The organism is Flavivirga algicola, from assembly GCF_012910715.1.
Lineage (GTDB): Bacteria > Bacteroidota > Bacteroidia > Flavobacteriales > Flavobacteriaceae > Flavivirga > Flavivirga algicola.
The window spans coordinates 76411-97461 of record NZ_JABBHF010000004.1 but is presented as its reverse complement, the minus strand read 5'-3'; the positions used below and the strand labels follow the sequence as shown (position 1 = coordinate 97461).

Annotated in this window: 21 protein-coding genes; 11 read left to right on the top strand and 10 right to left on the bottom strand. The window is 33.7% G+C overall.

Annotation, left to right across the window (positions count from 1 at the left end):
- The first annotated feature begins 68 nt into the window (after nucleotides 1-68).
- From glmS to HHX25_RS07945, 5 genes are all read left to right on the top strand, one after another.
- Nucleotides 69-1916: a glutamine--fructose-6-phosphate transaminase (isomerizing) gene (gene glmS / locus HHX25_RS07965; protein WP_169671953.1), complete on the top strand. Its 1848-nt coding sequence runs from the start codon at nucleotides 69-71 to the stop codon at nucleotides 1914-1916.
- Nucleotides 1917-2137: 221 nt separating this feature from the next.
- On the top strand, nucleotides 2138-4978 hold the full coding sequence (locus tag HHX25_RS07960) for a TonB-dependent receptor (RefSeq protein WP_169671951.1): 2841 nt from the start codon (nucleotides 2138-2140) through the stop codon (nucleotides 4976-4978).
- A gap of 10 nt (nucleotides 4979-4988) precedes the next feature.
- Complete coding sequence (locus HHX25_RS07955; RefSeq protein WP_169671949.1) at nucleotides 4989-6542, top strand: SGNH/GDSL hydrolase family protein; 1554 nt, start codon at nucleotides 4989-4991, stop codon at nucleotides 6540-6542.
- 167 nt (nucleotides 6543-6709) lie between these two features.
- The gene (gene atpD / locus HHX25_RS07950; protein ID WP_169671948.1) at nucleotides 6710-8218 is read left to right on the top strand and encodes a F0F1 ATP synthase subunit beta; all 1509 of its coding nucleotides are present in this window, start codon (nucleotides 6710-6712) and stop codon (nucleotides 8216-8218) included.
- 100 nt (nucleotides 8219-8318) lie between these two features.
- On the top strand, nucleotides 8319-8597 hold the full coding sequence (locus HHX25_RS07945; protein ID WP_169671945.1) for a F0F1 ATP synthase subunit epsilon: 279 nt from the start codon (nucleotides 8319-8321) through the stop codon (nucleotides 8595-8597).
- Between the two features lie 60 nt (nucleotides 8598-8657).
- On the opposite strand, the gene HHX25_RS07940 is transcribed toward HHX25_RS07945, so the two are convergent.
- From HHX25_RS07940 to HHX25_RS07930, 3 genes are read right to left on the bottom strand one after another with little or no spacing between them, the layout of a single operon-like run.
- Nucleotides 8658-9212 carry a GNAT family N-acetyltransferase gene (locus HHX25_RS07940; protein ID WP_169671943.1) on the bottom strand — a complete coding sequence of 185 codons (555 nt, stop codon included), beginning with the start codon at nucleotides 9210-9212 and terminating at the stop codon, nucleotides 8658-8660.
- Nucleotides 9213-9218: 6 nt separating this feature from the next.
- On the bottom strand, nucleotides 9219-9659 hold the full coding sequence (locus HHX25_RS07935; RefSeq protein ID WP_169671941.1) for a LexA family protein: 441 nt from the start codon (nucleotides 9657-9659) through the stop codon (nucleotides 9219-9221).
- The gene (locus HHX25_RS07930; RefSeq protein ID WP_169671939.1) at nucleotides 9656-10912 is read right to left on the bottom strand and encodes a Y-family DNA polymerase; all 1257 of its coding nucleotides are present in this window, start codon (nucleotides 10910-10912) and stop codon (nucleotides 9656-9658) included. The genes HHX25_RS07935 and HHX25_RS07930 overlap by 4 nt, the downstream gene beginning before the upstream one ends.
- Nucleotides 10913-11009: 97 nt before the next feature.
- On the opposite strand from HHX25_RS07930, the gene HHX25_RS07925 reads away from it, so the two are divergent.
- A complete protein-coding gene (locus HHX25_RS07925; protein ID WP_169671937.1) occupies nucleotides 11010-11558 on the top strand; it encodes a hypothetical protein in 549 nt (182 codons plus the stop codon).
- A gap of 1 nt (nucleotide 11559) precedes the next feature.
- Here the strand turns inward: HHX25_RS07925 and HHX25_RS07920 are convergent, their stop codons facing one another.
- The 4 genes from HHX25_RS07920 to HHX25_RS07905 are packed head-to-tail and all read right to left on the bottom strand — an operon-like array spanning nucleotide 11560 to nucleotide 13306.
- Entirely contained in the window at nucleotides 11560-12015 is a 456-nt protein-coding gene (locus tag HHX25_RS07920; RefSeq protein ID WP_169671935.1) for a DUF3157 family protein, read from the bottom strand.
- Nucleotides 12016-12066: 51 nt separating this feature from the next.
- The gene (locus HHX25_RS07915; RefSeq protein ID WP_169671933.1) at nucleotides 12067-12273 is read right to left on the bottom strand and encodes a helix-turn-helix domain-containing protein; all 207 of its coding nucleotides are present in this window, start codon (nucleotides 12271-12273) and stop codon (nucleotides 12067-12069) included.
- A gap of 2 nt (nucleotides 12274-12275) precedes the next feature.
- Nucleotides 12276-12779, bottom strand: a complete 504-nt coding sequence (locus HHX25_RS07910; RefSeq protein WP_169671931.1) for a DUF2975 domain-containing protein — start codon at nucleotides 12777-12779, stop codon at nucleotides 12276-12278.
- Between the two features lie 2 nt (nucleotides 12780-12781).
- Nucleotides 12782-13306 (bottom strand): DUF2975 domain-containing protein, encoded by a 525-nt coding sequence (locus tag HHX25_RS07905; RefSeq protein WP_169671929.1) that lies wholly within the window; start codon nucleotides 13304-13306, stop codon nucleotides 12782-12784.
- Between the two features lie 120 nt (nucleotides 13307-13426).
- Here HHX25_RS07905 and HHX25_RS07900 point away from each other — a divergent pair, with 120 nt between their 5' ends.
- The 4 genes from HHX25_RS07900 to bioA all read left to right on the top strand — a co-directional run bounded on the left by HHX25_RS07900 (nucleotide 13427) and on the right by bioA (nucleotide 16917).
- Complete coding sequence (locus tag HHX25_RS07900; protein WP_169671927.1) at nucleotides 13427-14566, top strand: aminotransferase class I/II-fold pyridoxal phosphate-dependent enzyme; 1140 nt, start codon at nucleotides 13427-13429, stop codon at nucleotides 14564-14566.
- A 14-nt stretch (nucleotides 14567-14580) separates the two neighbouring features.
- A complete protein-coding gene (locus HHX25_RS07895) occupies nucleotides 14581-14958 on the top strand; it encodes a putative signal transducing protein (protein WP_169671925.1) in 378 nt (125 codons plus the stop codon).
- Complete coding sequence (bioD, locus tag HHX25_RS07890) at nucleotides 14959-15567, top strand: dethiobiotin synthase (protein WP_169671923.1); 609 nt, start codon at nucleotides 14959-14961, stop codon at nucleotides 15565-15567.
- Between the two features lie 84 nt (nucleotides 15568-15651).
- Nucleotides 15652-16917 (top strand): adenosylmethionine--8-amino-7-oxononanoate transaminase, encoded by a 1266-nt coding sequence (gene bioA / locus HHX25_RS07885; protein ID WP_169671921.1) that lies wholly within the window; start codon nucleotides 15652-15654, stop codon nucleotides 16915-16917.
- Between the two features lie 64 nt (nucleotides 16918-16981).
- Here the strand turns inward: bioA and HHX25_RS07880 are convergent, their stop codons facing one another.
- Entirely contained in the window at nucleotides 16982-17611 is a 630-nt protein-coding gene (locus HHX25_RS07880; protein ID WP_169671920.1) for a hypothetical protein, read from the bottom strand.
- A 121-nt stretch (nucleotides 17612-17732) separates the two neighbouring features.
- On the opposite strand from HHX25_RS07880, the gene HHX25_RS07875 reads away from it, so the two are divergent.
- The gene (locus HHX25_RS07875; RefSeq protein WP_169671918.1) at nucleotides 17733-18896 is read left to right on the top strand and encodes a beta-ketoacyl synthase N-terminal-like domain-containing protein; all 1164 of its coding nucleotides are present in this window, start codon (nucleotides 17733-17735) and stop codon (nucleotides 18894-18896) included.
- A 19-nt stretch (nucleotides 18897-18915) separates the two neighbouring features.
- Here HHX25_RS07875 and HHX25_RS07870 read toward each other — a convergent pair whose 3' ends face one another.
- Entirely contained in the window at nucleotides 18916-19971 is a 1056-nt protein-coding gene (locus tag HHX25_RS07870) for a sugar-transfer associated ATP-grasp domain-containing protein (RefSeq protein ID WP_169671916.1), read from the bottom strand.
- 41 nt (nucleotides 19972-20012) lie between these two features.
- Nucleotides 20013-21047, bottom strand: a complete 1035-nt coding sequence (locus tag HHX25_RS07865; protein ID WP_169671914.1) for a sugar-transfer associated ATP-grasp domain-containing protein — start codon at nucleotides 21045-21047, stop codon at nucleotides 20013-20015.
- Between the last annotated feature and the right edge of the window lie 4 nt (nucleotides 21048-21051).

Here is a 21051-nt window from a genome sequence, read left to right as displayed (position 1 = left end):
ACTAGTAATTAAAATTTATTTTACATATTTGCCCTAACTAAAACAAAACCAAATAAAAATTTTTACTTATGTGTGGAATTGTCGGATATATAGGCCCTAGAGAAGCTTATCCAATTATCATAGAAGGTCTTAAACGTTTAGAATATAGAGGTTATGATAGTGCAGGGATCGCATTATTTGATGGCAACGATCTTAAAGTATCTAAAACTAAGGGGAAAGTTGCCGATTTAGAAGAACGTTCTGATAAAGAAATCACGAAAAACGGAAGTGTTGGCATCGGACATACACGATGGGCAACGCACGGAGTTCCTAATGATGTGAATTCTCATCCTCATATTTCAAATTCTGGAGATTTAGTTATTATTCATAATGGTATTATTGAAAATTATGAATCCCTTAAAAAGGAATTAATATCAAGAGGTTATACCTTCAAATCAGATACAGATACCGAAGTCTTAATTAATTTAATTGAAGACGTAAAAAAACAAGAAAAAGTAAAGCTGGGTAAAGCCGTACAGATTGCATTAAATCAAGTGATAGGCGCTTATGCCATTGCTGTTTTCGATAAAAACAAGCCAGAAGAGGTTGTTATTGCCCGTTTAGGAAGCCCATTGGCCGTTGGTATTGGGGAAGATGAATTTTTTATAGCAAGTGACGCCTCTCCTTTTTTAGAATATACAAAAGATGCCATTTATTTAGAAGATGAGGAAATGGCTATTATTAGGTTTCATAAAGGCATAAAAATTAGAAAAATTAAAGATGATTCTTTAGTTGATCCCTATATTCAGAAGCTTCAAATAAATTTAGAGCAAATAGAAAAAGGTGGTTTCGATCATTTTATGCTAAAAGAAATTCACGAACAGCCTAAAGCGATTACTGATACTTATAGAGGTAGGTTACTTAGAAAAGAGGCTATTATTAAAATGGCAGGTGTTGAAGACAATATGAAAAAGTTCCTAAATGCCGATCGTATTATAATTGTAGCTTGTGGTACCTCATGGCATGCTGGTCTGGTAGCAGAATATATCTTTGAAGATTTGGCTAGAGTTCCTGTAGAAGTGGAGTATGCTTCCGAGTTTAGATACCGTAACCCGGTTATCACAGAAAAAGATGTACTTATAGCAATTTCACAATCTGGAGAAACAGCAGATACTTTAGCTGCTATTAAATTAGCAAAATCTAAAGGAGCATTTGTTTTTGGTGTTTGTAATGTTGTTGGTTCATCTATTGCTAGAGAAACAGATGCGGGTGCTTATACACATGCTGGTCCCGAAATTGGTGTTGCTTCAACAAAGGCATTTACGACTCAGATTACCGTTTTAACGCTTATGGCATTGCGATTGGCTAGAGCAAAAGGCACTATTAGCAGTTCAGATTTCCGTCATCATTTACTAGAGTTAGAAATGATTCCTAAAAAAGTTGAAGAATCTTTAAAATCTGATGCACATATTCAGGCAATTTCAGACATCTACAAAGATGCTAGTAACTTCTTGTACTTAGGAAGAGGTTATAATTTCCCTGTGGCACTTGAAGGTGCTTTAAAATTAAAAGAGATTTCTTATATCCATGCCGAAGGGTATCCTGCTGCGGAAATGAAACATGGCCCTATTGCTCTAATTGATGAAAATATGCCTATTGTAGTGATTGCTACGAAAAAGGGGCATTACGAAAAAGTAGTAAGCAATATTCAAGAAATAAAATCTCGTAAAGGTAAAATTATAGGAATTGTTACTGAAGGCGACGTTCAGGTTAAAGAACTGGCAGATCATGTTATTGAAGTGCCAGAAACTTTAGAATCTCTTACCCCTTTATTAACAACTATTCCGCTTCAATTATTATCCTACCATATTGCTGTAATGTTAGGCAAAAATGTGGATCAGCCACGCAACCTGGCTAAATCCGTTACTGTAGAATAATTATTTCACATCATACTTTTAAAATATTATCATTATGCATTTCTTCTAATGCATAATGATAATATTCAAAAAAAATCCTTATTTTTTTACACATAAATCAATTTTTTACGTCTTTTTTTATTGAAAAAATACTATGCGTGCATAATTTTTTCTATTTTTATGCTTAAGTAATATTTAATATATTTATATTCTTAGCTAATACATAAACTAATTCTTACTAAATGAAGACAATTTTCTCAATTTTACTGTTGTTGTTTTGTGGGTTATCCTATTCCCAAACAACTATTTCTGGCTCTGTTGTTGATGACAATAATCAGCCCATTCCTGGTGCTAATATTATTATTATTGGTACTTCAACAGGAGTTGTAACAGATTTTGATGGTAATTTCTCTCTTACTATTAATCAAAGCCCGCCGTTTAGCGTTCAAGCAAGTAGTGTAGGCTTTGAAACTGCTTCACAAGAAGTAACCTCTAATAACCAAACCTTAAATTTCATTCTTAAAGAAGGAACATCATTAGATGAAGTGGTGATTTCAGCATCGAGAACGCCAGAACGAATATTTGAATCGCCAGTAACTGTTGAACGGTTTGGGCTAAAAGCAATTAAAAATACGGCTTCGTCAGATTTTTACGACGGATTAGAAAACCTGAAAGGAGTTGATATCAACACAAATAGTTTAACTTTTAAATCTGTTAACACAAGAGGGTTTGCAACATTTGCCAATACGCGTTTTATGCAATTAGTAGACGGTATGGACAATGCCGCCCCAGCACTCAATTTTCCTTTGGGTAATTTATTAGGAATGATTGAAACAGATGTACAAAGTGTAGAACTCTTACCTGGAGCTGCCTCTGCTCTCTATGGAGCTAATGCATTTAATGGTATCCTGTTTATGAGAAGTAAAAGTCCTTTTGATCATGCTGGAATTAGTGCTTACTATAAACAAGGCATTACCTCTCAGCAAGCTGCAGGAGATAATGACTATAAAGATTATGGTATTCGCGTTGCCCATAAATTTAATGAGAAGTTTGCTGCAAAAGCTAACTTTAGTTATTTACAAGGAACCGATTGGGTAGCCAACGATACTAGAGGTAAGGATAGAAATACCACTTTTGTAGAAAGTAATAGTACTAGAGAAAATGATATAGATTATGATGGTGTGAACGTTTATGGTGATATTGCTACAATTAACATTAAAACAGTAGCAGACAGATTAGCTGCATTAGGGCGGTTACCTAATCCTGACTTAGCTAATTTAGTTCCATCTGTTAATGTAAGTAGAACAGGTTACGATGAGGCTGATTTAACAGATTATGACGCTAAAAGTATAAAAGCAGACTGGGGATTATATTTTAGACCATGGGAAAACGATTTTGAAATTCAATATATAGGAAAAATAGGCTCTGGATCTACTGTATATCAAGGCTCTAACAGATACTCCATAAAGAATTTCTTTTTACAACAGCACAAACTAGAAATAAAAAATGACAATTTTTTTCTTAGAGGTTATGTAACTGCCGACAATGCAGGCGACTCTTACGATATGGTTTTTACTGGTGTGAATATAAACAGACAATGGAAATCAGATGAAGTTTGGTTTGGCGAATACACCGGGGCTTTTATTCAAGGCACATTAGCTGGTTTAAACGCGAACCAAGCACATGCTAATGCAAGACAAGTTGCAGACACCGGAAGATACGAGCCTGGTTCTCCTCAGTTTCAAAATGCTTTCAATACGGTAATAAACGATCCTGATGTATTAACTGGTAGTAAATTTAGAGATGAATCTAAAATCTACCATTCTGATGCAAACTATAATTTTAGTCATTTAACCGATTTTGCCGACATTCAGGTTGGTGGTTCCTATAGAAAATATGTGTTAAACTCATTTGGCTCCATCTATACCGATAAATTAAGCGAGATTCCATATTCTGAAGTGGGTCTGTACACTCAAATTCAAAAGAAGTTTTTAGAAGATGACCGCTTAAAACTAACCGCATCTATACGTTACGACAAATCGGAACTCTTTGATGCCTTTTTCTCTCCAAGATTGTCCCTAGGTTATAATTTAGGAGAAGACAATAATCACAATTTAAGAGCCTCTTTTCAAACAGGCTTTAGAAATCCAGATACCCAAGCCTTATATATTGGTTTTAATGTAGGAAGTATTATTTTGTTAGGTAGTGCGCCAGATAATCCGCAAAGAGATTTAAGAACGGTTAGCGGGGACGATATTTCAACCATAGGTCAGAGTATTATTGGCAATAGTTTTGATTATGATGGCACAGGAGCTTATAATAATTCTTTTACAAGGTCTTCGGCAGCAGCATTTGCTGCTTCTCAAAACCCAGCAGATTTAAAAATAGCCAATCCTGGTATCGTAAAACCAGAACAGGTTAGTTCTTTTGAAGTTGGCTATCGTGGAAAACTAGATAAGGTAATTATTGATTTTAGTGCCTATTTAAATCAATATCAAGATTTCATTACTACTGTAGACGTTGTTAATCCATTTTACGGTGATGTTCAATTATCTCAAACAGCGCCTGTAAATGGCACACCAACACCTTTGGCTATTATTGCTTTGGCTAATAGTGATTTTCAAGCGTATAGAGCCTATACGAATACGACAGCAGACGTTAATTCTTATGGAGCTGCCTTAGGCGTAACATCTAAAATATTTGGCAACTATGATTTAGGTATGAATTACACCTATGCCAAATTAGATTTTGATCGTGATGCCAATCCAGACTTTCAAACAAACTTTAATACACCAGAACATAAATTTAAAGCCTCCTTTGGAAATACTAATTTATTTGAAAACTTTGGCTTTAATGTAGCCTGGAGGTGGAGTGACAATTATGTATGGGAAGCTTCTTTTGCTACAGCAGAAGTACCAGCTTACCATGTTTTGGATGCTCAGATAAATTTACGAGTACCTTCTTTAAAATCCACATTTAAAGCCGGTGCCTCTAATCTTTTAGGTGATGAGTATTTTACAGCTGTGGGTACGGGCTTGATAGGCTCCCAGTTTTACCTTTCATGGACAATTAATAACTTATAAAAAGACCATTATGAATATTAGACATATATCCCTTTTTGTCCTTGCTTTAGGATTTTTTGCTTGCGACGAAGACGACAAAATACTACCAGAAGAAGTCATTTTACCAGAATTAACAGCAGGCTCAGCAGACTTTTCAAACTATATAGCCGTGGGCGCTTCATTTACGTCTGGCTTTACAGACGGTGGCTTATTTAAAGCCGCTCAAGAAAACTCATTCCCCAACACTTTGTCAAAAGAATTTGCAAAAGCTGGTGGAGGCACTTTCACACAACCCTTAATGAATGACAATACCGGAGGTATTTTGGTTGGAGGAACTGTAGTAAGAGGATATCGGTTCATATTTAATAGCGCTATCCCTGGACCTCAACCCCTAGACGCTTTTTTAACAGGGTTGGGAGCTCCAGTACCTCCCATCACAACAGAAGCAGGTGTAAGCATTGGTAGCGATTTTAATAACTTTGGAATCCCTGGGGCGAAAAGCTGGCATTTAGTAACACCAGGCTATGCGGGTCTAAATCCATTTTATGCACGTGTTGCATCAGCACCTACAGCTACTGTTTTAGAAGATGCCATGGCACAAAATCCAACATTTTTTACCTTATCCGAAATTGGAGGTAACGATGTACTGGGATATGCGCTTTCTGGCGGAGATGGATCCAATTTAATAACACCTTCTGCTGGTCCTGTTGGAGTTGGTTTTGATGAAACATTTAATAATTTAGTGACAACCTTAACCTCTGGAGGCGCTAAAGGGGTTGTTACAAATGTGCCTTACGTTACAGATCTACCCCATTTTACAACGGTTCCTAATAATGCTCTAGTTCTAGATGCATCTACTGCTGCACAATTAACTGGTTTTTTTCAGGCAGTAGCGGGAATCTTTACTCAAGTTTTAATAGGACAAATGGTTCCACCTGCCCAAGCTCAAGCTTTAGCTGCTCAATATGCAATACCATTTAGTGCAGGAGCAAATAGATGGATTATAGATGTTCCTGTAACACCAACTAACCCATTAGGTTTTAGACAAATGACCGAAGACGAGCTATTAGTATTAACTATAGACCAAGGGGCTTTAGCTCAAGGCTATGGTTCGGTAGCCTTAACACCAGAAGTTTTACAGGTTCTAGGAATTCTTCAAACTGGAGGTACACCAACACCTCAACAAGGAGCTTTGGTTATTGGTGCAGTTAACGGTATTGATGATGGAGATGCTTTAGACAGCGATGAGCTTCTCGAAATAAAAACAGCAACCGATGCCTATAATGCGACCATTGCTGATGTGGTAAATTCGAATGATAATATTGCCTTGGTTGATTTAAACGGCATACTTAGTGAGTTAGCGAGTACAGGGATAGGTTTTGATGGTTTTAACCTCAACGCAGATTTAGTTACTGGTGGAGCTATAGGACTAGATGGTATTCATTTAACAGGAAGAGGTTATGCGCTTATGGCTAATAAATTTTTAGAAGCCATTGATGCTACTTTTGGTTCAAACTTTATTGAATCTGGAAATGTTGCAAAAGCAAATGATTATCCAACAAACTACTCGCCTACGTTACAATAATTTAAAATAAAAATAGCATTATAAAACACCTTCTAACTGGGGGTGTTTTTTTATTATAAAAAAGCTCTAAAAACAACTTTTATTTTAAATTAAAAAATATATCTTTGCACGCGAAAACTAAAAGTGTTTTTATTCAATTAAATCGCATAATATTAAATACATAAGTAATGTCTAAAGTTACAGGTAAAGTTGCACAAATAGTAGGTCCAGTAATCGATGTTGAATTTGGTGCAGGTTCAGAACTTCCAAAAATTTACGATTCATTAGAAATTAAAAGACCTGACGGTTCTATATTAGTACTAGAGGTACAGTCACATATTGGTGAAGATACCGTTCGTACAATTGCTATGGATTCATCTGATGGTTTGAGTAGAGGTACTGAAGTTACAGCGACTGGTGCTCCTATACAAATGCCAATTGGAGATGATGTTTATGGGCGCTTATTTAATGTAATTGGAGATGCTATTGATGGTCTTGGGGATTTACCTAAAGCAAATGATGCTGGGTTACCAATTCACCGTGAAGCTCCAAAATTTGAGGATCTATCAACTTCTACCGAGGTTTTATTTACAGGTATTAAAGTAATCGATTTAATTGAGCCTTATGCAAAAGGTGGTAAAATTGGTTTATTTGGAGGTGCTGGTGTAGGTAAAACAGTATTAATTCAAGAGTTAATTAACAACATTGCGAAAGGACACGGTGGGCTTTCAGTATTTGCTGGTGTTGGAGAAAGAACACGTGAAGGGAATGACCTTTTAAGAGAGATGTTAGAATCAGGAATTATTCGCTATGGTGATGATTTTATGCATTCTATGGAAGAAGGTGGATGGGATTTATCTAAAGTAGATAAGTCTAAAATGAAAGAATCTAAAGCAACTTTCGTATTCGGACAAATGAATGAGCCTCCGGGGGCGCGTGCACGTGTAGCATTATCTGGGTTAACTATTGCTGAATATTTCCGTGATGGTGCTGGTGACGGACAAGGAAAAGATGTCTTGTTTTTCGTAGATAACATTTTCCGTTTCACGCAAGCTGGTTCTGAGGTATCTGCACTACTTGGTCGTATGCCTTCTGCGGTAGGTTATCAACCAACATTAGCTACAGAGATGGGTGCAATGCAAGAACGTATTACATCAACTAAAAAAGGTTCTATTACGTCTGTACAAGCGGTTTACGTACCCGCAGATGATTTAACGGATCCTGCTCCTGCGACAACGTTTGCTCACTTAGATGCAACAACCGTATTATCACGTAAAATTGCCGAGCTAGGTATCTACCCTGCCGTAGATCCATTAGATTCTACATCTAGAATTTTAACAGCAGATATCTTAGGAAACGAACACTATGATTGTGCACAACGTGTAAAAGAGTTATTACAACGTTATAAAGAATTACAAGATATTATTGCCATTCTTGGTATGGAAGAATTATCTGAAGAAGATAAATTAGCTGTAGGTAGAGCAAGACGTGTACAACGTTTCTTATCTCAACCTTTCCACGTGGCAGAGCAGTTTACGGGTATTCCAGGTGTATTAGTTGATATTAAAGAAACTATTAAAGGGTTTAACATGATTATGGATGGTGAATTAGATCACTTACCAGAAGCTGCGTTTAACCTTAAAGGAACTATTGAAGAAGCTATAGAAGCTGGAGATAAAATGCTTGCAGAGGCGTAGCCTAAGCAAGTGCTGAATTTATTTCAGCATCTTTTAAAATTAATTCCTAATAAAATTAAAGACCCTGAAACAAGTTCAGGGTACTAAAACAAGTTTTAGTATGTATTTAGAAATTGTATCACCTGAAGCGACCTTATTTAGCGGAGAAGTAACTAGTGTTGCTGTTCCTGGAGTTAATGGAGATTTCGAAATGTTAAATAATCACGCGCCTATTGTATCTATATTAAAAGAAGGTGTTGTGAAAATTTCGGGAAATATCGAATTAAACGAAGAAGTTCAAGACAAATTTACTAAAGGAGAAAAAGATACAACTTTATTAAAAATAAGCTCTGGAACCATAGAAATGAAAGACAATAAAATTATTGTTTTAGCAGATTAATTTAATTTCTTTTTATAGAGAATATATAAAAAACGCGAAGCGAATGCTTCGCGTTTTTTATTAGGCCCATTTCCAGATCATCAATTCCCAATCTTCACCTTCTTCAGTATGTACATCTAAAATATTAAAGCCTACAGCCTGATGTGCTTTAGAAGAGCGTGCATTTTTTGAGTTAACTTCTGTAACTACAGCATCGAAGTCTGACTTTAATTCATCCTTAAAATACTGATACATTTTTTTGAAAATACCCTGCTTTCGGTATGCTTTGTCTATACAAATTTGCCCCATAATTAAATAATGCAGTTTCGATAATTTTTTAGATTCAATAATGCCATCCATATATTCAAACATAGGTATAAGTGTAGGTACATCATTTCGAAACGCGTTGAGCATACACAGGGCATAACCTACAACTTTTTCTTTATGCGTAGCAATAATGTGCGGACAAGCATCATTCATGCGCTTTAAAACATCAAAAGTATGTTTTACTGAAACAAAGCCTTCCGTTTTAATGACCTCATCGGATAACAATAACTTAACATTGGCACGCTGTATTTCTAAAATTTGCAGTAACTCTCTTTCTGTTTCTACACGTTTATAAATAATATTTGACATTATAAACTATACTTTTTTAATCACATTAGTGACAATCCCCCAAATAACAAAATCATTATCGCTAGTAATTTTTATTATGGGATAATTTGGGTTTTCTGGCTGCAACCAAACCCCTTCTTTATTCACCTTTAAACGCTTTACCGTAAATTCACCATCTAAAAAGCAAACGGCTATTTTGTTATTCACAGGCTCTAAGCTTCTGTCTATAACCAATAAATCATTATCGTCTAATCCAGCACCAATCATAGACTGCCCACTTACCCGAGCAAAAAAGGTAGCTTCTTTATTTTTAATAAGCTCTTTATCTAAAGACAAACGCTGTTCCTTAAAATCTTCCGCAGGCGAAGGAAATCCTGCCGAAATTCCAGTATCAAAAAAAGGTGCTCCCGAACCGCTTATTGCTTTTGGAGTAAAAAACGTTAAGTGTTGTGATTTGTGTCTTATCATTTTACTTTAATAATATCATTAATATTCGTTGTATACCTTGGAGACAAGCGTTCTTGTCGCATTTTCCAAGTCCGTTTCAAATCTTGATTCCCTAGCTTTATTTTATAATTTTCGTATTTAGCGTTCAATGCATCTATTGTATCCATCAATGGTTTATGCTTTGGATCTTCAGTTTCAAACATATCTAATTGATGGTTGTTTGTGGGCACCAAACCCGTAACAATAACACCTGCCCGCTTATATTTTATACCTTTTTTAAAAATTGAAACTACACTATCTACAGCACAATTACTAATAATTAAAGAAGAATTTGTTGGGTATGGTAAACTTATAGCTTTACTTGCCCTGTGCTGTGCTGTTCCCTTTTTATGTCTATCGCTTCTTAAAATAACATATATAATATGACAACTAGAGCCTTGCTTTCGTAGTTTTTCAGCACAGCTCGTTGCAAAGGTTGAAATGCGTTCTTTAATATTTTCAATATCAGAGAAAGTATATTCAAAACTCCTGGTTGTTGCAATAGCTCTTTTTGTTTGAAATTCATCCAGCTCTAATTTAGAAATGCCTTCCAAATCCTTTTTTAGCTTCCACTCTGTTATTGAAAAGTTTTTGCGCACCCACTCATCTGGCAATTGCACAAAATCTAATGCTGTTTTACAACCTTTAGCTTTTAATCGTTTTTGCAACCCATAGCCAATCCCCCAAACAGCTTCTAATTTTATCCATTTTAAGGCTTTTGTTCTTTTTTCATCAGAATCAATCACATAAACGCCTTTAGTTTCATTTGGAAACTTACGGGCTATTTTATTAGCAACTTTGCTCAAAGCCTTAGTTGGTGCGATCCCCACACAAGTAGGAAGACCAGTCCATTTTAAAAGGCGCTGTCTTATTTGGTTTCCATAATCTTCAAAATCGCACCCCTCAAAGCCTTTAAATTGCATAAATGCTTCATCTATACTGTATTCCTCTACATTGGGGGTAAACTGTTTTAATATACTCATAACGCGACTACTCATATCTCCATATAATGGATAATTAGAAGAATAAATGAGAATATTATTCGCTTTACAGAATGCCTCCCATTTAAAAATGGGCGCCCCCATGGGAAGGTTTAATGCTTTAGCCTCATCACTACGCGAAATAACACAGCCATCATTATTACTTAAAATAGCCATGGGCTTGTTGCGTAAATTAGGGTTAAAAGCACGTTCGCAAGACGCATAAAAGTTGTTACAATCTACTAAAGCATACATAGTAGTAAATATACAGGATTTCTCTGTTCTTTTTAATACTATATATGGTAATAGCACCCATATTTTTTAAGTAAATGTCTTTTCCTATATTTGATTTGTGAATAAACATACAATCGTATCTGAAAAACAACGCCCTTTATGGCAACGTGTAATTGCAGCCTTATTTTTTACAGCTGCCGTCGGCTTATTAGCTTATATCTTATACGTGGCTAATTGGAACGATGATAATGTAAGAGGTATAGGTCGTAGTATAGAATTGGTTATTTATCTTATCGGCATTGGCATCGCATTTTCCTTTCATCAAAGTGTATATATAGATATAAAAAAATCGAAATTTAGACAAACCTATGAAATAGGCCCTATTAAATTGGGGCAATGGAAAACGATCTCTAATTATGAATATGTTTCTATATTCCATCAACCTCTTGAAGATGGGAATAAAATATTCGAAGTTAATTTATGGTATGATAGGAATAAACATTGGGAACTCTACGAGAAATATGATTATAAAGAAGCGTTTTTAGTTGGCTATGAAATTTCGGAACTTTTGCAAATTGATATATTAGATGCAACTGTTCCAAATAATTACAAATGGATTGACAAAAAAGCTTCAAAAGAAACAGGTAAAATGGTATACTTAGATTGATTTAAAAAAACGTATCCTTTTTCACTATGGAATTACCAATACGCTTGTAAGTTGTTTTAGTACCCTTAATACAAAAATGATAAACGGCTTTTTCCTTTTGTTCTGAAACCGCTATAAGCAAAATATCTGTTGCTTCGCAATTATAATCTTTAGCTACTTTTTTCTTTACATGTGCCATCGTTGCTCTTCCTCTTTTTAGCTGCGCTTGAATTTTCCTATTTAGCTTGGGCTCTACAAAATCTTCTGCCAAATTACATTCCTTATCCTTCTTTGGTTTTGTACTATTCTCTAAATCATTATTTACAACAGGATTAGGCTTTTTTGCATCAATATACTCCCAGGTAAAATCGGCTTTAAGCAAAACACGCCTACCATCTTCTGTTTTTATAATATGATTATTTTGTGCAAAACCAGTAAAAGACACAACAAACAATAAAAGAAAGAAAAACGTTTTCATAATAAATTAATAGTAGAATTTATATTTCAAAAATACATTTTTAATACTAGATTAACCTTTAACATACTCCAAAATATCACTTGGCTGGCAATCTAAAGCTTTACAAATAGCTTCTAATGTAGAAAACCGGATGGCTTTAGCTTTACCTGATTTTAAAATGGACATATTTGCTGTGGTTATACCAATTATTTCAGCCAACTCTTTGCTTTTCATTTTACGTTTGGCCAGCATGACGTCAAGATTTACGATTATTGGCATACCTATATAGTTAAGTTGTTTTCTTGTTGAGCTTTTCTTGCTTTAATAAATACTTCGCTCAAAAACATAAAGAATAAGCCTATAATTATGGATATAATGAGGAAGTTATCAATTCCAAGTTTAATATCACTTAAAAAAACTAATCTTAAAATAAATTTAAAAACTGCAGCTCCTATACCACAAATCAAAAAAGACTTCCCTATTTCATTAAAATTACTTATTACTAATTCCGAGAAATAGTTTCCATTGCACAAATCATTCAAAGATTTTTTAAGTAAGTATATGGCCTTTAAAAAGTAATAATATAAAATGGCTCCAACTAAAATCATCATCATAAACCGTCCAAAGCTTAAATTTGAAATGTCATGATCATCTAAAAAATCTAGGGTGTTAAATTTCCCAGTTTTAAACATTATTGGGATTACGATAATCCATATTATAAACCCTAGAGCTAGGAAATAGAAATAAAAATCAATTAACTTTTTTAGTGTTGATATTGTTTTCATAGTTATATAGTTAAATCATTTTCCTCTTTTGTTTTCTTAGCTTGTTTGAATATCTCTGCAAGAATATAAAAAGCCAATCCTGCTGGAATTAAAAAGGTAAATTCCTCTTTTAGTTCATTAAAAAAATTGAAAGTAGATTTTCTTGTGGACGCCAGAAGAAACCTTAAAACAAAAACATTAATAGTATACCAAATAAAGATATTCCCTATCTTTTTAAAAGATCTTATATTATTGTTACTAAAGTAATTTCCCTTTTCTATTTCTTTTAGAATTGATAAAAAATAAGAAAAGCCATAAATGAGATAGCCTCTAAAGAAAAACAAAGCAGCACTAATCACATAATAGCTCCATTTTATAGCATTTTTTGAGGTAAACCAAGATTCGTTTTTATCTGCAGATTCTGCCCAATTTTGAAATTCTTTAAATTGGTTAAAATCAAATTGTCTAATATCATCAAGTAAAATTGAAGCTAAAGACAGCAAAATAACCCAAGTGATAATAGTTAAAATATTTGTGTTTTCTTTCATTATCATAATATTAAAATTATTGTTTAACGATAACAAATATATTAAAATTATTGATAAACAATGATTTTTTACAAAAAAAAGCTATTTCTTTAACCTAGTTGGTCTTTGTATCTTTGCCTCATGTTTCCTAAAAATCTTCAGCAAAAACTGGAAAAACGTAAAGCTAATAACGCCTTACGGCATTTGGCCAAACAAAATAATTTAGTAGACTTTTCATCTAACGATTATTTAGGTTTTTCAAAATCTGAAACCATTTTTAATAATTCCCATGAGTTTTTAATAGAACATAATATGACTCATAACGGAACAACAGGTTCGCGTTTACTTTCAGGAAACCATCCGTTTTTTAATAGCGTTGAATCATTATTATCTGATTTTCACAATAGTGAATCTGCTCTAATTTTCAATTCTGGTTACGATGCCAATATTGGAATCTTCTCATCTATCCCACAACGTGGTGATATTATTTTATATGATGAATATATCCATGCATCCATTCGAGATGGTATAAAACTTTCTAATGCGAAGGCTTATAAGTTTAAGCATAACAATTTAAAAAACTTAAAAGATCTCCTTGAACGCAGTCGAGAGGCCTCTCAAGAAACTAATATTTATGTTGTTACAGAGTCTGTTTTTTCAATGGATGGTGATTCACCAGATTTAAAAGGTATGGTAGGACTATGTAAAAAAGAAAATACTTTTTTAATTATAGACGAAGCACATGCCATTGGTGTTTTTGGAGAACGTGGCATGGGAATGGTTCAAGATTCAAACTTAGAAAATGATGTGTTTGCTCGAATCGTGACTTTCGGGAAAGCCATTGGCGCACACGGAGCAGTTATTTTAGGAAGCAAACTGCTTAAGCAATTTTTAGTAAATTTTTCACGCAGTTTTATTTATACTACGGCTTTACCTCCTCATGCTTTAGCAACTGTATATTCAGCCTATCATGAATTGACTTTAACAAAGCACAGAGAACAACTTCATGAAAATATAACGCATTTTAAAAGTGAGGTTATTAAAAATAACCTTCAAGACTATTTTACAGAAAGTTATTCTGCCATACATTGCTGTATTATTTCTGGAAATGAAACTGTGAAGCGAATTGCTAAGAAATTTCAAGAACACGGTTTTAACATAAAACCCATTTTATCACCAACAGTTCCAAAAGATCAAGAACGGTTGCGTTTTTGTTTGCATTCCTATAATTCGAAAGCAGAAATCTCTCAAGTTTTAAACTTACTCACTACCTTTGTTTAAAATGATTTCATTTTATGATAGACAATTACACCATTTTAGCAACATTCCCTTATTCTACAGAGGCTCAAGTGACCAAATCTAAACTAGAAGCAGAAGGTATTCGGGTTATGTTGTTAGATGAAAAAACTATAGATTCAGATCCTTTAATTAGTCAAGCCATTGGAGGTGTTAAATTATTAGTTCACAATGACGATGTAACAGAAGCCTTAAAAATTTATAATAAAATAAGAGCTTATGAAAAAGACAAAAACGGAAACGCTATTGTTTGTATTAATTGTGAATCAACCAAAATACTAATAGCTGAACCTTCACGAAAAAATATATTTTATATGTTATTCCCGTTTTTTGAAAAAACAAAGTACCGTTGTAATGTTTGTAATACCGTTTTTTAAATGAATACTTATTTTATAACAGGAATTTCAACTGATGTTGGAAAAACCATAGCATCGGCCATTATAACAGAAGCTTTAAAAGCAGATTATTGGAAACCCGTTCAAGCAGGAGAATTAGAAAACTGCGACACTAAAAAGGTTGAAAGGTTAATTTCCAATGCAAAATCGAAATTCCATCCTAATGCCTATGCCCTAAAAACACCGATGAGTCCTCATGGAGCAGCAGAAATTGATGGAATTTCAATTGACATAAGCCAAATTAATGCTCCTAAAACAAAAAATCATTTGGTTATTGAAGGCGCTGGTGGTTTGCTTGTTCCATTAAATGATACCCAAACAATTTTAGATCTTATCAAACCCAATTACAAAGTCATTATTGTTTCCAGGCATTATTTAGGAAGTATCAATCACACCTTACTAACCATAAACACTTTAAAAGAAAAAGGTTTTGATGTTTCTCTTGTTTTTAGTGGAAACGAACATAAAACCACCGAAGATATTATTGAAAAAATGACAAAGGTTTCGGTTATTGGGCGTATTAATGAAGAACCCTATTTTGATAAAAACGTTGTGAGAGAATATGCTGAATTGTTTAAGGATAGGTTGTAACTGTCGTTCCTTTGAAAGCAGAAATCCACAATCTACCTATAATAAAAAAACAGATTCCCGTTTTCACGGGAATGACAAAATATTATGACACTAAAAGAACGCGACAAAAAACACCTCTGGCACCCTTTAACACAACATAAAACACACCCAGAAACAATAGCCATAACCAAAGCAAAAGGATGTCTTTTATATGATGAAAATGGCCATGAATATATTGATGCCATAGCATCTTGGTATACCTGCATGTACGGGCATTGTAATGAGTACATTACCGACCGTGTTGCTTCTCAAATGCAACAGTTGGATCAAGTTGTATTTAGTGGGTTTACACACGAACCTGCTATAAAACTATCGGAAGCACTTATTGAAATTTTACCCGATAATCAGAATAAAATTTTCTTTAGTGACAATGGCTCCAGTGCTGTTGAAATTGGTATAAAAATGGCTTTGCAGTTTCATTTTAACAAGGGTGAAAAACGTCATACACTCATTGCTTTTGAAGATGGATTTCATGGAGACACTTTTGGAGCTATGAGTGTCTCTGGATTATCAGTTTATAATGGCCCTTTTGAAGATTTTTTTTTAGAGGTAAAGCGTATTCCAACACCAGATGGAAAAAATAATGAAACAATCTTAGACACCTTAACGTCTATAGTAAAAACCAATAAAGTAGCTGGTTTTATATATGAACCCTTAGTTCAAGGTGCAGCAGCTATGAAAATGCATGATTCTGAAGGCCTAAATGCGATTTTAAAGTTTTGTAAAGATCATAAAATTATTACAGTTGCAGATGAAGTTATGACAGGCTTTGGGAAAACAGGAAAACACTTTGCATCCCTCCACATGAATACAAACCCAGATATTATATGTTTAAGCAAAGCCTTAACGGGTGGCTTATTGCCTATGGCGCTTACCTCTTGTTCACAAGAAATTTACGAGGCATTCTATAGTGACGACATTAGTAAAGGGCTATTTCATGGGCATACCTATTCGGCAAATCCATTAGCTTGTACGGCTGCTTTAGCAGGTATCGATTTATTACGATCGGAAAACATTCAACAAAATATTAAAACTATTATCACTTCCCATAATGTATTTAACGAGCATATTAGAACACACCCAAAAGTTAAGTCTACAAGGCAAGCAGGCGTTATTTTTGCTCTGGATTTAAACGTAGAAATGAAACGTTATGGTAATTTACGAGATAAGTTATACCAATTCTTTTTAGAACATGGTGTATTTCTTCGTCCTTTAGGAAATACTATTTACATTCAAGCGCCTTATACTATTACTAAAGAACAATTACAGAAGGTTTATCTCGTTATTGAAGATGTCTTAGAAATCGTTTAGTGCATTGTATACTAGGGGTAAAGCTTTCAAAATATCATTCAAGACTTAAGCGGGCTTTTATTATCTAAGGTAGATCCGAGTAATAAACCATTTCCAAAAACATTTTAGCATTAGAATTTTCTTCCATACCAGCTTTTAATTCTTTAAAAACACCAGCTACCTTTATTTTTTTATTAGGCAATTTTTCTTTGCTTTTAGCATGCGCTATTATAAAGGTTTCCGAATGCAGATCATCTTTTAACTCATAGATATCATACGCATCAATTAACGGCACCATAATAAATGTTGTGGTCTTCCCAGTCATTACAGGCACCATAATAAACCCATTAAAATCTGTTTTGGAAGTTATCATTTCTGGTATTCCAGTGAGTATCGCACTTGATGATAAAACCCCTTTACCAATTGCCTCAGAAGGTATCATTTTTTGAGGTGTAAATTTGTGATAACCTTTTTTTAGTTTATCCTCCATTTTAGAAAGCAACACCATCTTATTGCTTTCAGCCAATTCAGAAGTAGCTAATTCAAAAAACAAAATCATTTTCTGGATATCATTAAAAACCCCTCCAACCTTACCCAATTCGGCTTGAGATATCACACCATCATTTGCTTTCGTCAAAATATTATAAAATCGTCCGCCATTATCTAAAGAGGCAATGGCCTCATCGACGTATTGATAAACATTTACTTTTTTCATTTTCTTCTACTTTAATAAATAATAAGTATCAAAAAACAAGATTTCGTTACATTTAAAATTAAACATGATGTTTCTTAAAATAGAGATGTATATCTATTATTTTTGTCAAAAATAAAATCCATTGCAAAAACCAATCTCAATAACCGCCATTTCATCTATTTCTCCGTTGGGAAAATCCTCGGACGACGCATGGAAAAATTATCAAAACAACAAGCATTGTCTTTCGGAAGAATCATTTAACAATGAAACTGCTTTAGTAGCCAAAATTCCTAAAGATACCAGAAAAGAGATTGAATTGTTACGCGAATCGGATTCTAAATACAAATCACTCGATGACACTGTTCTATTTGCCATCTATGCATCACGACAAGCTATAAAACTAGCCCATTGGAATGCTTCTGATAATTTCGGTATCAATATTGGGTCGTCTCGAGGAGCTACACAGCTTTTTGAAACTTATCATAAAGATTTTCTCAAAAAGGACAAAGCCAAAACATTAAGTTCCCCTACAACAACATTAGGCAACATATCGTCTTGGGTGGCTCATGATTTACAAACGCAAGGGCCAGAAATTAGCCATTCAATAACTTGCTCGACTGCATTACATGCCATGCTTAATGGTATTGCATGGATTAACTCTGGGATGTGCAACAAATTTTTAGTTGGAGGTAGTGAAGCTCCTTTAACTCCATTCACAATTGCACAGATGCGAGCGCTAAAAATATACGCTCAAATAAAATCAAATAAAGAATCTTACCCATGCCAGGCGTTACATCTCAACAAAAAACAAAACACTATGATTTTGGGTGAAGGTGCATCCATTGCTTGTTTAGAAGCAGGTGACAAAGAAAATGCCCTAGCACTTATAAAAGGATTTGGTTATGCCACCGAAATTTTAGAGCATAATATTTCAATTTCTAGTGATGCCCAGTGTTTTCAAAAATCGATGAAAATGGCTTTAGGGAACCTAAGCCCTGATGAAATTGATATTATTGTAATGCATGCTCCTGGTACTATAAAAGGTGATTTAAGTGAACAAAAGGCCATTGAAAAAATATTTTGCAACAAAACACCTGCTTTAACAACTAATAAGTGGAAGATAGGCCACACCTTTGGAGCATCTGGATCGCTTAGTATTGAATTCGCTGTCTTAATGTTACAAAACCAAAAATTTATCGATATTCCCTATTTAGAAAACCAAGAAACACCAAAAAGAATAAAAAATATTCTTGTAAATGCTGTTGGTTTTGGTGGGAATGCAGTGTCGATTTTACTTTCAAAATAGTATGGTGAAATGATTTAAATCAAATGATTTTATTTTTTAAATCACTTACCAATTTTTTCATATGCTGATTTCTTAACAAACCTCCATAGGCATAGTCACTTAAAAAAATATGGGGAGCCCAATTTGCTTCAATGATAAGCGGTCCGTTTTGAGTAATGGCAACATCCCAACCTATAAATCTGTCTGGTATAATTTTAACAGCATTTACAACTTCTTCACAAGCTTCTTTAAAATAAGGAATTTTAAATCCTTCAAACTTAAAACCGCTATCGGGGTGTTCATAAATATCACCTCCTCCATACTCTAGCATATAAAGACCAGATAGTTTTAAAGTACCATCATTTAAATTAACTCCAACAAAGAAACCGCCAGAAGAGGCATTATCTACAGAACTATCTCCAACGCCAAATCTCATAAACGAACAAACTAATTCGATATCGCCTTCTGAAGTAATCAGCGAAATAATTCGTATTGTATTCACACATTTACTATGTATTTTATTAATCTCTTTATGCTGATGTATAATTTCAGTGTGGACAAAACGTCCATTAATTATCGTTTCATATTTGTCATCAACTTCAGAAGCTAATCCTTTTTGACTGATTTTAAAACAGCCTTTACCTCCATATTCTGAGGGTGGCCTAAAAAAAATGGCATTGGTATCTAATGAAGCAAATACTCTTTCAAAAAAAAGAACAAGTTCTTCTTTCGTATTAATTTTTTCATTTTTATTATTAAAACAAAAACAACTTCCAAAATTATGACTTATTAATCTTGGAGAATTAATTGAGGCCTTTTCACAAAACAAAGCAAAAACCAACTTGTTATTAAATAATGATTTGTATTCAGGCTTGTGCAACTCAGAGTTGCTTCCAATTGCAACAACTTCCTTGGTGCTTAAATAATCCAAATAATTTTTAACATCCTTTCTATATAAAAATTTAAAATAGTAAAACGGAATCTCCTTTTTTGTAATTAAAAGAATAAAAATTTCCTTAATTACTTTTAGAAAGCCTTTCTTGTTTTTATCTTTAATAAAAACCTTTATCCTACCAATGTCTGTAAAATTTCTCATGATTTAAAAACAGCCATTCAATATTCAAAATACGGATTAAATTATGACTGCTTTTTTAATGCTTCAACAATGTTTTTTACGTGTTTGTTTTTTAATAATCCGCCAGAAGTTATATTACTAATAGGAATATGGGGCTCTGCATTAGTCTCTATAATCACAGGGCCATTCGATGTTATTGCAACATCCCAACCAATTAATCCATCAGGGATAATTTTGGCTGTATCTAACACAAGGTCGCATGCTTCTTTGTAATACGGTATTTTAAATCCTTCAAATTTATACCCACTATCTGGATGTTCTGTTATTTCTTCTCCTCCATGTTGTGACAAATAATGCCCTATAGGTTGTAAAGTGCCATCTTCTAGATTAATTCCAACAAAAAAACCTCCAGACGTAGCATTATCAACAACACTATCTCCAACACCAAACCTTATAAAGGCACTAATTATTTCAATATGCCCTTCAAGAGTCAATAACGAAATTATCCGCAAAGTATTTACCGATTTACTATGTATTTTGTTAATATCATCATGCTGCTTAACCACTTTGGTATGAACAAAATTACCATTGACTAAATTTTGATATAAACCATCCAAATTATTTTCAATATCTTCTTTCGTAATTTTAAAACAACCTTTCCCCCCATAATCAGATGGCGGTCTAAAAAACAAGGCATCTATCTTATTTTTATCAAATAGCACTTCAAAAAAATCTACAAGCTTTTCTTTATCTGTAATTTTTACGACTTCATTATTAAAGAAAAAATTAGAACCCAAATTATAACTTATTAATTTTGGAGTTTTTATGGATATCCTTTCACAAAATAGAGCAAAATAGAGCTTGTTATTTATCAAAGCAACATAATCTGGATTATGTAAAGACCTGTGACCTACCAATAGTAACTGTTCTTTAAAGCTCACGTAATCCAAATAGTTAGTCACGTTTTTTCTATATAAATATTTAAAATAATAAAAAGGTATTTCTCTCTTTTTAATCATAAGAATTATAACCTCCTTTATCATTTTAGGAAAGCTCTTTTTATTAGGATGTTTCAAGAAAACTTTTAATCTATTCATATTT

Coding starts and splice junctions, on each gene's coding strand:
- HHX25_RS07905 (WP_169671929.1), bottom strand. CDS start 13,306: ATGAAAGAAAACACAAATATTTTAACTATTATCACTTGGGTTATTTTG.
- HHX25_RS07960 (WP_169671951.1), top strand. CDS start 2,138: ATGAAGACAATTTTCTCAATTTTACTGTTGTTGTTTTGTGGGTTATCC.
- HHX25_RS07865 (WP_169671914.1), bottom strand. CDS start 21,047: ATGAATAGATTAAAAGTTTTCTTGAAACATCCTAATAAAAAGAGCTTT.
- HHX25_RS07935 (WP_169671941.1), bottom strand. CDS start 9,659: ATGATAAGACACAAATCACAACACTTAACGTTTTTTACTCCAAAAGCA.
- HHX25_RS07940 (WP_169671943.1), bottom strand. CDS start 9,212: ATGTCAAATATTATTTATAAACGTGTAGAAACAGAAAGAGAGTTACTG.
- bioA (WP_169671921.1), top strand. CDS start 15,652: ATGACACTAAAAGAACGCGACAAAAAACACCTCTGGCACCCTTTAACA.
- HHX25_RS07880 (WP_169671920.1), bottom strand. CDS start 17,611: ATGAAAAAAGTAAATGTTTATCAATACGTCGATGAGGCCATTGCCTCT.
- HHX25_RS07930 (WP_169671939.1), bottom strand. CDS start 10,912: ATGTATGCTTTAGTAGATTGTAACAACTTTTATGCGTCTTGCGAACGT.
- HHX25_RS07900 (WP_169671927.1), top strand. CDS start 13,427: ATGTTTCCTAAAAATCTTCAGCAAAAACTGGAAAAACGTAAAGCTAAT.
- glmS (WP_169671953.1), top strand. CDS start 69: ATGTGTGGAATTGTCGGATATATAGGCCCTAGAGAAGCTTATCCAATT.
- HHX25_RS07920 (WP_169671935.1), bottom strand. CDS start 12,015: ATGAAAACGTTTTTCTTTCTTTTATTGTTTGTTGTGTCTTTTACTGGT.
- HHX25_RS07910 (WP_169671931.1), bottom strand. CDS start 12,779: ATGAAAACAATATCAACACTAAAAAAGTTAATTGATTTTTATTTCTAT.
- bioD (WP_169671923.1), top strand. CDS start 14,959: ATGAATACTTATTTTATAACAGGAATTTCAACTGATGTTGGAAAAACC.
- HHX25_RS07895 (WP_169671925.1), top strand. CDS start 14,581: ATGATAGACAATTACACCATTTTAGCAACATTCCCTTATTCTACAGAG.
- HHX25_RS07955 (WP_169671949.1), top strand. CDS start 4,989: ATGAATATTAGACATATATCCCTTTTTGTCCTTGCTTTAGGATTTTTT.
- HHX25_RS07870 (WP_169671916.1), bottom strand. CDS start 19,971: ATGAGAAATTTTACAGACATTGGTAGGATAAAGGTTTTTATTAAAGAT.
- atpD (WP_169671948.1), top strand. CDS start 6,710: ATGTCTAAAGTTACAGGTAAAGTTGCACAAATAGTAGGTCCAGTAATC.
- HHX25_RS07915 (WP_169671933.1), bottom strand. CDS start 12,273: ATGCCAATAATCGTAAATCTTGACGTCATGCTGGCCAAACGTAAAATG.
- HHX25_RS07945 (WP_169671945.1), top strand. CDS start 8,319: ATGTATTTAGAAATTGTATCACCTGAAGCGACCTTATTTAGCGGAGAA.